Source organism: Sulfitobacter sp. AS92 (assembly GCF_038900015.1).
GTDB lineage: Bacteria > Pseudomonadota > Alphaproteobacteria > Rhodobacterales > Rhodobacteraceae > Sulfitobacter.
In genome coordinates, this window is the sequence record NZ_JBBMQL010000008.1 from 79,054 (window position 1) to 91,195 (window position 12,142).

The window sequence follows — 12,142 nt, forward strand, 5'->3', positions numbered from 1 at the left end:
GCGCCAAGCTTTTCGTCAATGCCTTGTCAGATCAGACCCAGACCTGATCCGGGTCTGGCAGGGGAATCGCATCAAGTAACGTGCGGGTGTATTCCGCCTGCGGCGCTGCAAAGAGGTCCGCGGTCTGCGCCTGCTCCACGATCTGCCCTTGATAGAGCACGATGATCTGATCGCAGAGCCGCCGGATCACCGACATGTCATGGCTGATAAAGGCCAAAGTCAGCCCCAATTCGCGCACCAACTCCTGCAACAGGTTCAGCACCTGCGCCTGCGAAGAGACATCAAGCCCTGAGACGATCTCATCCGCGAGGATAAATCCGGGCCTGAGCGCAATGGCCCGCGCGATCCCAACCCGCTGCCGCTGCCCGCCGGAAAGTTCATGGGGATAGCGATTGGCGAAACTGCGCGGCAGGCCCACCATGTCCAGCGCCTCTGTCACTTTGGCCGGGATGCCTTCATGCCCCTGCACCCGCAGCGGACCGGCGATGATGCCCCCCACCTGCCGACGCGGGTTAAGCGATGACATCGGGTCTTGAAAGATCATCTGCATCTGCGCGCGCATGGGGCGCAGGTCGGCCTCCTCCAAATGGGTAATGTCGCGCCCGTTGAAAGTGATGCTGCCGGCCGTCGGCTCAAACAGCCGCAGCATGGCGCGGCCCAATGTGGACTTGCCTGAACCCGAGCCACCGACGATCCCCAGCACCGCTCCCTTGGGTACATCGAAACTGAGTCCGCGCAGGATCTCGATCCGGGGGGCCGCGCCGAACAGCGGTTTGCGGGTCATATCCGGAAAAGACAGCCGCAGATCTCGAACTTGGTACATCATAGACCCGCCCTCCGGTCATGGTCCGTCACTTCGCGTTCTACCTGATCAATCACCGATTGCGGCACTGGTGTGAGCGAGCCGTCGGGGTCTTTGTAACTTGGTGTCGCCGCCAAAAGCGCCGCCGAATAGGGGTGGATCGGATGCATGAAAAACCGCCGCATCTGCGCCTCTTCCACGACCTTGCCTGCATAAAGCACGCTGAGCGTGTCGCAGACCTTGGACACCACACCGAGGTCATGGGTCACGAACAAAAGCGCCGTGCCATGGCGCGCCTGCATGTCGGCAATCAACCGCAGGATCTGCTTTTGCACCGTCACATCCAAGGCCGTGGTCGGCTCATCCGCGATGATGAGCTTTGGTTCGGCAGCAAAGGCCGCGGCGATCAAGATGCGCTGGCGCATGCCACCCGACAGCTCGTGCGGGTAGCTGCGCATCACGCGCGCCGGGTCGGGGATCTGGACCTCTGCCAGCAGCTCCAGCGCGCGGGCCTCAGCATCGGCGCGCGACCAGCCGAGGATATCAACCAAACGCCGCGTGATCTGCGGCCCAATGCGCCGCGCGGGGTTGAGTGCGGTCAGCGGGTCTTGAGGGATCAGCGCCGCCGATGCGCCGATGCGGCGGCGACGTTCAGCCGGGCGCAGGGTTTGCAGATCGACCCCATCAAGCCAGATCTCGCCCCGCGTCACCGCAAGCGCCCGCGGCAAGGTGCCCAGCACGGCCTTGCCAATCATCGACTTGCCCGCGCCGCTTTCACCGACCAACCCATGCACTTGCCCTGCCGAAACGCTGAGCGAGACATTGCGCAGGATCGGCGCGCCGCCCTTGAGCGTGACGCAGAGGTTGCGGATCTCCAGAAAAGCACTCATCGCAGCACCGGATCAAAGCGGTCTTTCAACCCTTCGCCTAGTTGAGAGAAGCTGAGCACCGTCAGAAACAACGTGACCAACGGAAAGACCAGCACCCACCACGCCTGATGGACCGAGGTGCGCCCTTCGGAGATCATGCCCCCCCAAGTGGGGCTGTCGGTCGAGATCGATAGGTTCACGAAACTCAGAATTGCCTCAACGATCACGGCAATGCCCATCTCAAGCGTCAGCAGCGCAATGATCGTGGGCAGCACGTTCGGTAAGATCTCGGTCAGCATCGTCCCCATCCGTTTGCGCCCCGCCACTTGGGCAGAGGCAACATAATCCATCGCACCTTGGGTCATCGCTTCGGCCCGGATCACGCGGGCGAAACGGGTCCAGTCGATTACCACAATGGCGATGATGATTGAGGTGAGACCGGTGCCCAGTACCGCGATCAGCAGAATGGCAAACAGCACCGGCGGGAAGGCCATCCAGATGTCGACAAAGCGGCTGATGATCCGATCCGGCCAGCCGCGATAGTAGCCCGCGATCAACCCCAATGCCGTGCCGATCACACAGGTCAGCGTGCCTGCCACCAGTGCCACAATCAGCGCCAGACGCGCGCCATGAACGATACGGCTCAGCACATCGCGGCCCAGTGAGTCCGACCCCAACCAATAGCCCGGTTCGGCCCCTGCCTCCCAAAATGGCGGCAAGCGCGAGGTAAAAAGATCCTGCGCCAGCGGATCTTGCGGCGCGATCCATGGCGCAAGAACAGCGGCCAGAACTAGCACAATTAGCCACCCGCCCGAGAGCCACAGCCGCAGACCAATCGGGCGTTTTACGTCACCTCTCGCATCACGCATGGCGCAACCTCGGGTTCAGCACGACATAGAGCATGTCGACGGCTAGGTTCACGAGGGTGAAGATCAGAGCAAACAGGATCACGATACCTTGGATCAAGGGCAAATCACGGTTGATTACCGCGTCGATGGCCATATTGCCCAAGCCTTCGTAGCTGAACAGCCGCTCGATGATGACAGTGCCGCCGATCAGAAAGGTAAACTGCACCCCCACCAGCGTCAGCGTCGGCAGGATCGCATTGGGCAACGCGTCGCGGGTGATCACATGGTGTTCGCCATAGCCATGGGTGCGCGACAGGGTAACGTAATCAAGATGCATGGTTTCTTTCAGGCTTTGCTTGAGCAGTTGCGCAATGATCGCCGACAGCGGGATTGCCAGCGCGAGCGCCGGCATGAACATATGGCCGATCAGATCGCCCAGCACGTCAAAGCGCAGCCGCAGCAGGGCTTCGAAAAGGTAAAAGTTGGTGGTGAAATCAATATCGAGCGCGGGGGATATGCGGCCAGAGATGTGAAATACCGGCCAGAGCACACCAAAGAGCAAGATCAGCACCAATCCCCAAAGGAAATCCGGGATCGACAGGGCCATGCCGGTTGAGACGTCAATGGCACCCTCTTTGCGGGTATTGCGCCACCGCGTGCCGGTCAGTGCCATCGTCCCGCCGATCACCACCGCGATCACCAAGGCAACGATGCTTAGCTCCAGTGTTGCGGGCAGACGGTTCAGCACCAAAGAACTGACCGGCTGGCGCAGCGAGATCGACGTGCCGAAATCACCCTGAAGCACCCCGCCCAGCCAAATCGTGAACTGCTCAAAGATGGATTTATCAAACCCGTATTGCGCCTGAAGCCGTGCGATATCGGCCTCGGTCGCGCCGGGGGGGAGCATCATGGCGATGGGGTTGCCTGGCACGACACGGATCACCACAAAGATGATCACGGCCACACCAAAGAGCGTGATGGCGGTGCTCAGGAGCCGCATCAATATACTGCGCAATAGGGTCATTTTGCCTCTGGAGGTTGGGGTGACGGGGCGACAAGCGCCGCCCCGTCAAAGCCAGCTAGCGTTAGGCGCGCGTCATCAGATGCGGCAGCAACGCGCCTGAACGGTGCGGCACTACATTGACGGCAGAGACATGCAGGATCGGCTGGACATATTGCAGCAGCGGGATCACCTCGGCGTTCTCGGCGATGTGACGGTCGACCGCCTTCCAGCCTTCGATGCGCTTGGCCTCGTCCTTCTCGCCCCAGAGCGGCAGGATCATGTTCAAGGTCTCTTCCCCGTCCCAAACCGAATGCGGCGAGGGGCCGAACATCGCAAAACCGGTCGAGGTTGTCGGATCACCCACCGAGTTGCCCCAGTTGTAGAAGGCCGCCGGTGCCAGCGTATCCGCCGCGCGCAGCTCATAGTGTTTGGCGATCTCGTAGACCTCGATCTCAGCTTCGATCCCCACCTTACGCCAGAGCCCGACAATGGCCTGCACCATCTCGTAATCCTTGGGTTTGAAACCCTTGGTGGTCTGGATTTTGAACTTCACCGGATTGTCGACGCTATAGCCAGACTCTGCCAGCAGTTCCTTGGCCTTTTCGTTGTCGTGACCGACGGTAATTGTCTCATCATAGGCGGCATAGTCAGGGGTTTGCATCGTGTCGATCGGCACGCCGTAGCCTGACAGCAGCCGTTCGATGATAAGACCCTTGTCGATCGCCAGAGCAGCGGCTTTGCGCACATTCGGGTCGGTCATCACGTCGATGTCGTTGAGGAAGATCATCCCAATATCTGAGATCGGCTCGGCCACACCTTCGATACCGTCTTTGGCTTTCAGGCGGTCGAACTCTTCGTAGGGAACTTCGAGCGTGACATGGCTGTTGCCCGATTCAATCTCTGCCACGCGAGACGCCGCGTCGGTCACGAATTTGATCGTCACATTCTTGAACGCGGGCGCGCCGCCCCAGTAATTCTCGTTGGCTTTCAGCCGCACGAAGGCGTTGCGCTCGAATTTCTCAACCATATAGGGGCCGGTCCCGATTGGCGCTGCCTCAAACCCATCTGCGCCGACTTCTTCGTAGTATTTCTTGGGCAGCACATAGCCGGTAAGGAATGACATCCACTTAAAGAACGTCGGCTCATATTCCTTCACATCCGCGGTGACGCGGTTGCCCTCGGCGGTGATGTTTTCGACCTTGCCCCAGATGAATTGGATCGGGTTGCCCGTCTCGGCATTGGCGGCGCGCTCAAGCGACCATGCGACATCTTCGGCGGTGAAGGGATCGCCGTTGTGCCACGTCACCCCGTCGCGGACCTCCATCCAGATTTTCGTCTGATCGTCATTCCAGCCAAAATCGGTGATCAAGCCCTGGCCAAATGACAGGTCAGGGTTCTGCGGGATATAGAGATCGAAAACCGATTGGTAGAACCCTTGGATCGTCGGGTTCACCGCCGAAGGGCCCACGGTCGGATCCCAGCTGGGCAGGTTGACGTTATAGGCGATGACCAGTTCGTCAATCTCTTGGGCAAAGCTGGGCAGGCCGACGGTGGCGAAGGCCGCCGCCGCGGCGCTGGTCTTGAGTAGGCTACGTCTGGATAGTTTCATTGTCTTTCTCTCCCTGAGAAATGGTTATTATTGGTTTTTATTGTTATTTTCCGACAAGTTTTCGGGCGAGCAAGGTGCCGGGCCCTGCTCCTGTGCCACCTCCGGGCCAAACAGCGGCGCCGGTGTGGTAAAGCCCTCTGATCGGCGTGCTGCCATCGGCAAAGCCGCGCGCGGGGCGGTTCATGAAATGTTGGTGCAGGTGATGGCTGCCGCAAACCTGATCGCCGCCGATAAGGTTGGGGTTATCGGCCTCCAACATCGCGGGTGTCACCACATGGCGGTCGAGGATACGGGCGCGGGTGCCGGGGGCGTAGCGCTCCAACAGATCAAGCGCGCGCAAGGCCATTGGCGCGGCAGCGCTCTCCCAATCCCGCGCTGCAATCTCGCCCTTCGCATCGCCCTTGATCTGCCCTGGCACCATCCGCACCTGAAGCCAAAGAACGTGTTTGCCCTCTGGTGCGCGGCTGGGGTCTACCACCGTCGGCTGGCCGCAAACGATCACCGGCTCGTCCGGCAGCATCCCCGCCTTGGCCTGCGCATAGGTGCGCGCCATCTGGTCCATCGATGGGGCCAGATGCACATAAGCGAAGCGGTTCAACTCGGCGGCAGGCCAGTTCGGCAGGTCGTCCATTGCCAAATGGATCATCATCGTGCCGGGCGCGTGTTGGAAGGTCTTCATGGCCCTGTCATGCCGCGCGTCCCCGCTGCCTCCGGTCAGGCGCAGCAGAGCCGAAGGCGCGACGTTAGCGATCACCGCCCTGTCCGCCCCGATAAATCGACCGTCAGAAAGTGTGATCCCGGTCGCGCGACCACCGGCCTCTTCGATGCCCATTACCTCTGCGTTGCAGGTGACGCTGCCACCGCGCGCTTCGATCATCCGCACCATCGCGCGGGTCATGGTATCCGCGCCGCCTTGCCCCAACACCATGCCGAAGGCCTGCGCCGCCATTGCTTCGAGATAGGGAAAAAGCGCGCCGCCTGCGATGTCAGGGGCGAAATCAAGATGCATGCCCCACGCCGCGAAAGTGGCCTTTACCCGGTCATCCTCGAAGGTCTGGTCCAGCCACGCCCGTGGCGACATCATCAAAAATTGCGCGAGATCAAGGCTACCGCCTGCACCTCGTTTTCGGAGCGTCGACCAACCCAGTTTGGCCAATGACCCTGCCCGCATCGGGCTGCCCAGCAAGGCGAAAATCGTCTCAGCCTCGGCAGGAAAATCATCGCTCAGCCGGTCCCACGCCTCAGCGTCCACCGTGCTAAACCCGGCAATCCGCGCCCGGTTTAAGGCGCGGTCATTTGAGATGCCCAGCCAGCGCCCGTCGGGAAACAGGCTCGCGAAAGGGTTTGCCGTGGGGGCAAAGCCCAGCCCATGACGCGCAAGCTCTTCGCCGTGATCTGCATGGAACGCAGAACCCGCAAAAAGCGACAGGTTCATCGCAGCCCAATCATGGCGAAACCCCGGTTGCGTGTAGGCGCCCGACTTTACCGCGCCGCCCGGTTCTGCCGCTTGCTCATATACCGCCACCCGCCAGCCCCGCGCCGCCAGATGGCAAGCACAAGCGAGGCTATTGTGCCCCGCGCCGATGATGACAGCATCAACATTTGATGTCATTGCCCTAGTCTCCCTAAGCAAGATAATTGCAAACGCATATTTTTTTGTCTAGCTTTGTTTCAAATATCTGAGACCTCATGAGACGTTTGCGGAAGGAATAGGCATGGCTGATGTGGATCACCTTATCATTGGGTCAGGCATTAACGCGCTGGTCGCGGCGGCGCTGTTGACGCGCAAAGGGGACAGCGTACTGGTCGTCGAGCGCGAAGACCGGATCGGCGGCTGCATGATGACCGAAGAGGTCACGTTGCCCGGCTTTCACCATGACGTAATGGCCGCGACCTTTGTGCTGTTTTTGACTGGCCCTGCCTATGGTGCCTTGGGCGATGATTTGGCCAGCCATGGGCTGGAGTTCTGCCACAGCCCGCATCCCACCGCCGCTCTGCGCCCCAATGGTCAAGCCCTGCGGCTGGAGATGGACCGCGCGGCAAATATCGCGGCCTTCAACGCGCGCGCTGCAGGGGACGGGGATCAACACGCGGCGGATGTAAGCGCAATTGAGGCGGATGCGGATTTTCTTTTTGCGCTTTTGGGGCAGCCGCTCTGGTCGCGGCAATCCGCGTGGCTGCTGGCAAAACAGGCATGGAAAAAAGGGCTTGGCCCACTTAAAGCATGGTTCGGTGAGGCGTTGGAGCCGGGCCGCGCGTGGCTTGAGACGCGCTATGAAAGTGACGACGTTCAGGCGCTTTGGGCGCCTTGGGTTTTGCATGTAGGACTGACGCCCGAGGCCAGCTATGGCGGACAGATGAGCCGAGTTATCGCCTTTGCGCTGGAGGCCGCAGGCGCGCCCGTGGTCAAGGGCGGCGCGGGACAGATGGCCGTGGCATTCGAGAAATTGATCACGGCAAACGGTGGCGAAATCCGCACCGGCGTCGAAGCCAGCCGTATCCTTGTTGAGAACGGACAGGCGCGCGGGATTGAGACGTCCTCAGGCGAGAGGATCAACGCCAAGAATGTCATCGCATCCGTCGCGCCGGGGCAGCTATACGACGGCTTGTTAAAAGATCAACCGCGCCCCGAACATCGCCGCAAATTCCGCCACGGGCGGGGTAATTTTCAACTGCACTACGCGCTGGATGGTGACCCCGATTGGGTTGCCAATGGGCTAGAGGATGTCGCTTTGATCCACCTGACCGACGGGATCGACGCCGTCTCGCGCGCCTGCAATGAGGCTGAGCGCGGGCTGCTTCCGGCGGTGCCTACAATTTGCGTCGGGCAACCGCATCGCCTTGATCCCAGCCGCTGTCCTGAGGGGAAAGCGGTGCTCTGGCTGCAGGTCCCCGACGCGCCGCGCGCAATCAAGGGTGATGCCGCGGGAGAGATCGAAACCACCTCTGAGTGGACCGAGTCGATGCGGGAGGCCTTCGCCGACCGGATCGAAAGTATTTTGCGCAAAAGCATCCGCAACTTCGATGAAATAAAACTTGCCCGGCGCGCCTATTCGCCTGCCGATCTGGCCGCGATGAACGTCAATCTGGTGGGCGGTGACCCCTATGGCGGGGCCTGCACCTTGGATCAGTTCTTCCTCTGGCGGCCATTTGCGGAACAGAAGAACTACGCCACTCCGATTAAGGGGCTGCACCATATCGGTGCCTCGACCCACCCCGGCCCGGGTTTGGGCGGGGGTTCGGGGTTCAACTTGGCGAAAGGGATGGTTGCTTAGCCCCGCGCGCTCCAAGTGTCCGACAGGCGGTAACCGCCGGGCCAAGGGTCATCGGGGTCGAGCATGTGCTGATGGATGCCGGTGATCCATCCCCTCCCTGAGAGTTCGGGAAGGATTGCCGGGTGATCGCCCACACGCGTCTCGCCCAAGATACGCCCAGTAAAGGTCGAGCCGATCAGCGAGACGGTGGTCAGACTGTCCTCCAACCCCACCTCCCCTCGTGCATGCAGCAGCGCCATTCGCGCGCAAAGTGCCGTGCCGGTGGGGGAGCGATCCACCTTGCCCGGCTGGATCGCCACCGCCGCTCCGGCGCGCAGGCCGGTCTCGTCACGGGTGACAGGCCCAGCGAAAAGACAGAAAGAGAAATGCTGCCAATCCGGGTTATCGGGATGCTCAAAGCGCATCGCGGCATTGGCGGCATTGGTGATCCGCACGCCCAGACGGGCGATGTCATGTGCCTCATGCGCCTCTAATGAGAACCCCATCGCGGCGGCATCGACGACCACGAAACTGTCGCCGCCATAGGCGGTATCGACGGTGAGCGTGCCCAGACCTTCGACCTCCAGCGGGATATCCAACCGGGCGGCGAAACTTGGCAAGTTCTGCACGAAAATGCGCTCTGCCTTGCCATTGCGACATTCCGCGCGGACCTTCACCAGCCCCCCCGGCGCTTCGAGGGTTAGTTCCGTTACCGGCTCAGTCATCGGCAGGATGCCCCCGTCGAGCAAAACGGTAGAAACGCAGATCGAATTTGAGCCGGACATGGGCGGCGTGTCTTCCGGCTCCATGATAATGAAGGCCGCATCGGCGCGCGGATCTTTGGGCGGGACCAGAAGGTTCACATGGCGAAACACCCCGCCCCGCGGCTCGTTCAATACGAAGTTGCGCAGCGTCTCATCCCGCGCGATCCAACGGCTTTGCTCCCAGAGTGTGTCGCCCGGAGGCGGGGTGACACCGCCCACGATCACGTCGCCAACCTCGCCCTCGGCATGGGCCGAGATCACATGAACGGTTTTGCTGCTACGCATTACTTGTCTCCTCTTCGGCCAGCCAAGTCGGTAAGGCCTCTCGCGCCTGCCCGGTCAGGGCGGCTTCTACACAATCGGCGATGCTGCCAAAGCGCACCGCGCGGCCCGAGAGACCGGGGGCGTAATGGGCGTATTTGCCAGAGTTGGTCATCAGCACTTGGGCCGAAGGCGGAAAGACCGGCTCAGAGATCGAACACCAGCAGATGTCGGGCACGACCTGCACGCCCGCCGCTTCGAGCCGCGCCACCGTGCCGTCGCCACGCGCTGCCGAGAGCGTGTCATGGCCGAGCGTTACGATAACCGCTGTATCGGGATGACGCTTGCGCCCTGCGAGGGCGGCGTCGAGCGCACGGCATTCCGCGTGGGAGAAATGCGGGCTGCCAAAGGCGATGAGATCGACCTTTGCAGGCCCGGCGTTGAACTGCCGCCAGACGCGGCGCAGATCGTTCGATGTTACGCGCACCGTCTCCGCCTCCGCAACAGGCGGCAGATCGGCCTCGGGCGTGATGCCGGCCACATGCAGCATCGGCGCGGCAGAGGTGGTGCCGAAGGCCGCGCAGAGCGCCTTGAGGTCATCTTCGTTCGGGGCGGCACTCTCCAACCCGCGCAGCAGTGGGATCCGGTCCGGGGCCGCCTGCCCCGCCAGCCAGCCCAGCATCGGCCAAATCGCCTCGTCATACTGCGCGGGCAGTTGCACATCGATCACCCGACGCGGTGCGCGGTGGGCATCAAGGTAGACCCCCGACAGCGGGGCGCGCCCGGTCAGCGCGATGCAAAGGTCGAGGAAATCAGGATGTTTCACCGTCCGCGCGCCGAGCACGCTATTGGCATAGATCACCGCGTTAGATTCCGACCATGCGATGACCTCGCCGCGCTCGGGCGGGGCGGGCAGTTGATAGGGCGCGCAGGTGAAACTGGGCCGCGCGCCCATGGTGACATAGGCATCGGCCAGACGGCTGGCGGGCAGGCCGAAGTCCGGCGGCACGCCCTGCGCGCGCCAGTTGCCGTGATCGACCGAGATGGCGTTCATCGTCGTCGGCACCCGTACCTGCGACCCCATGTCGGCCATGGTCTGGGCAAAAGCCAAGTTGGCGGGGCTCGCGTAGATGCAGCCGTCGATATGCACGCGCGTCACGTCAACCAACCTCTCGGCCCCCTGCCCGCGCGCCATTGTGCAGGTAATCCCCATCGCCAGTTGCACCGCCGGACCGTCGGCCCCATCAAGCATCGCTTGATCCTCGGAGGTGAGATGCAGATCGCGGGCGGGTTTGTCAGACAGCGGCAAGTCCCAATCATCGGTGCTCAGCATCTCAGGCGTAATGCGTGCGCTGCGCGCTTTGGCGAGCAGGTCGTAATCTTTGGCCCCCAAACGCAGCACAGCGAGCGGCTTGTCGAACATCTTGGCCGCGATCAGGGCACCCAAGGTCAGGATGTCTTCGGCCTCGCGAAAGACGAGGGCGGCGGGGGCATGGCCGTTCATCGCCAGTTCCAACAAGACGCCACTGCCAGTGCAGGAGCCGCGGCTCGTGTGCATCAACACGATCTTGCCCGCCAGCGACTGCCCGCAAAGCGGGTGATGCGCGTCAATGACCATGCCAGTGGCCGGATCAACGCCACCCCAAAAACTCAGCCCCTCTGTCGAGACGAGCACCGCGCCTTGTGCCTCGGCGGGAACGATGATTTGTGCCATGAGCAGCCTTTCCAAATCAGGTGACGACAAAGCCGTGCGCGAAGGGGTCGCGCTCGTCGATAAAGATGGTGTTAAAACCGGTGACCCGCGCCCAACCAGCGATGGAAGGGATGATCGCAGGCTTTCCCGCCACCTCCGCCGCCGCTTCGACGCGGCCTTTGAACATAGAGCCGATGATGGATTCATGGACGAAGTCATCGCCAACCTTGAGCTTATCCTTGGCCGCAAGTTGCGCCATCCGGGCAGAGGTGCCGGTGCCGCAGGGGGAGCGGTCGATCGCCTTGTCGCCGTAGAAGACCGCGTTGCGGGCGTGTGCTTCTGGGGATTGGGCGGCGCCGGTCCAAAGGATGTGGCTCAGCCCATTGATCGGGGGGTGTTCGGGGTGGATGAATTCGTATTTCGCATTTAGTGCTGCGCGGAGTTTCGGGCTGAAACCGACCAGTTCAGAAACCGAGAAATCCGCCATGTCGCGGAAATTCTTTTGTGGCTCGACGATGGCATAGAAGTTCCCGCCATAGGCCACATCAACCACCACTTCGCCCAAGCCCTCGACCTCGGCCGTCAGCCCTTCGGAATGGAGGAAGGCGGGCACATTGGTCAGGCGCACTTCTTCGACGAAACGCCCCTCTTGACGGTAGGTCACATCGACCCGCCCGGCAGGGGTCTCAAGGCGCAACTGGCCGGGGGTGGCAGGCGTCACCAACCCGTTTTCCAGCGCGATGGTGACGGTGCCGATGGTCCCGTGACCGCACATCGGCAGGCAGCCCGAGGTCTCGATAAACAGGACGGCTACGTCGCAGTCCTCGCGCGTTGGTGGGTAGAGGATCGCGCCCGACATCTGGTCATGGCCGCGGGGCTCGAACATCAGGCCGGTGCGGATCCAGTCGTATTCCGCCAGAAAATGCGCGCGCTTTTCCAGCATGTTCGCGCCCTTGAGCAGAGGCGCGCCGCCGGTGACGAGCCGCACCGGATTGCCGCAGGTGTGACCATCGATACAGGGAAATGTGTGTTGCGTCAT

General features: G+C 61.8%; 10 protein-coding genes. 1 reads left to right on the plus strand and 9 read right to left on the minus strand.

Translation table 11 applies throughout. The features are described 5' to 3' along the window. Positions 1-31 precede the first annotated feature (31 nt). The 6 genes from WNY61_RS14320 to WNY61_RS14345 form a co-directional block, all read right to left on the minus strand. A complete protein-coding gene (locus WNY61_RS14320) occupies positions 32-826 on the minus strand; it encodes an ATP-binding cassette domain-containing protein (protein WP_342852091.1) in 795 nt (264 codons plus the stop codon). After that, positions 823-1,692 (minus strand): ABC transporter ATP-binding protein, encoded by an 870-nt coding sequence (locus WNY61_RS14325; RefSeq protein WP_342852092.1) that lies wholly within the window; start codon positions 1,690-1,692, stop codon positions 823-825. The genes WNY61_RS14320 and WNY61_RS14325 overlap by 4 nt, the downstream gene beginning before the upstream one ends. After that, a complete protein-coding gene (locus WNY61_RS14330; RefSeq protein WP_342852093.1) occupies positions 1,689-2,540 on the minus strand; it encodes an ABC transporter permease in 852 nt (283 codons plus the stop codon). Before WNY61_RS14330 ends, WNY61_RS14325 begins: the two co-directional genes overlap by 4 nt. After that, the gene (locus WNY61_RS14335; protein WP_342852094.1) at positions 2,533-3,543 is read right to left on the minus strand and encodes an ABC transporter permease; all 1,011 of its coding nucleotides are present in this window, start codon (positions 3,541-3,543) and stop codon (positions 2,533-2,535) included. Before WNY61_RS14335 ends, WNY61_RS14330 begins: the two co-directional genes overlap by 8 nt. Positions 3,544-3,604: 61 nt before the next feature. Further along, on the minus strand, positions 3,605-5,131 hold the full coding sequence (locus WNY61_RS14340) for an ABC transporter substrate-binding protein (RefSeq protein WP_342852095.1): 1,527 nt from the start codon (positions 5,129-5,131) through the stop codon (positions 3,605-3,607). 43 nt (positions 5,132-5,174) lie between these two features. Continuing rightward, entirely contained in the window at positions 5,175-6,743 is a 1,569-nt protein-coding gene (locus WNY61_RS14345; RefSeq protein WP_342852096.1) for an NAD(P)/FAD-dependent oxidoreductase, read from the minus strand. 103 nt (positions 6,744-6,846) lie between these two features. On the opposite strand from WNY61_RS14345, the gene WNY61_RS14350 reads away from it, so the two are divergent. Next, a complete protein-coding gene (locus tag WNY61_RS14350; RefSeq protein ID WP_342852097.1) occupies positions 6,847-8,406 on the plus strand; it encodes an NAD(P)/FAD-dependent oxidoreductase in 1,560 nt (519 codons plus the stop codon). On the opposite strand, the gene WNY61_RS14355 is transcribed toward WNY61_RS14350, so the two are convergent. Genes WNY61_RS14355 through WNY61_RS14365 form a run of 3 tightly spaced genes read right to left on the minus strand, consistent with a single transcriptional unit; the run spans position 8,403 to position 12,142 of the window. Then, positions 8,403-9,434 carry a proline racemase family protein gene (locus WNY61_RS14355; protein ID WP_342852098.1) on the minus strand — a complete coding sequence of 344 codons (1,032 nt, stop codon included), beginning with the start codon at positions 9,432-9,434 and terminating at the stop codon, positions 8,403-8,405. The genes WNY61_RS14350 and WNY61_RS14355 overlap by 4 nt on opposite strands. Continuing rightward, positions 9,427-11,124: an aconitase family protein gene (locus tag WNY61_RS14360; protein WP_342852099.1), complete on the minus strand. Its 1,698-nt coding sequence runs from the start codon at positions 11,122-11,124 to the stop codon at positions 9,427-9,429. Before WNY61_RS14360 ends, WNY61_RS14355 begins: the two co-directional genes overlap by 8 nt. Positions 11,125-11,140: 16 nt before the next feature. Beyond that, positions 11,141-12,142: a 4-hydroxyproline epimerase gene (locus WNY61_RS14365; protein ID WP_342852100.1), complete on the minus strand. Its 1,002-nt coding sequence runs from the start codon at positions 12,140-12,142 to the stop codon at positions 11,141-11,143.

Excerpts from the sequence above, each read along its gene's own strand:
- WNY61_RS14335 (WP_342852094.1), bottom strand. The coding sequence starts at position 3,543 with ATGACCCTATTGCGCAGTATATTGATGCGGCTCCTGAGCACCGCCATC.
- WNY61_RS14365 (WP_342852100.1), bottom strand. The coding sequence starts at position 12,142 with ATGACGCAACACACATTTCCCTGTATCGATGGTCACACCTGCGGCAAT.
- WNY61_RS14360 (WP_342852099.1), bottom strand. The coding sequence starts at position 11,124 with ATGGCACAAATCATCGTTCCCGCCGAGGCACAAGGCGCGGTGCTCGTC.
- WNY61_RS14345 (WP_342852096.1), bottom strand. The coding sequence starts at position 6,743 with ATGACATCAAATGTTGATGCTGTCATCATCGGCGCGGGGCACAATAGC.
- WNY61_RS14320 (WP_342852091.1), bottom strand. The coding sequence starts at position 826 with ATGATGTACCAAGTTCGAGATCTGCGGCTGTCTTTTCCGGATATGACC.
- WNY61_RS14350 (WP_342852097.1), top strand. The coding sequence starts at position 6,847 with ATGGCTGATGTGGATCACCTTATCATTGGGTCAGGCATTAACGCGCTG.
- WNY61_RS14330 (WP_342852093.1), bottom strand. The coding sequence starts at position 2,540 with ATGCGTGATGCGAGAGGTGACGTAAAACGCCCGATTGGTCTGCGGCTG.
- WNY61_RS14355 (WP_342852098.1), bottom strand. The coding sequence starts at position 9,434 with ATGCGTAGCAGCAAAACCGTTCATGTGATCTCGGCCCATGCCGAGGGC.
- WNY61_RS14325 (WP_342852092.1), bottom strand. The coding sequence starts at position 1,692 with ATGAGTGCTTTTCTGGAGATCCGCAACCTCTGCGTCACGCTCAAGGGC.
- WNY61_RS14340 (WP_342852095.1), bottom strand. The coding sequence starts at position 5,131 with ATGAAACTATCCAGACGTAGCCTACTCAAGACCAGCGCCGCGGCGGCG.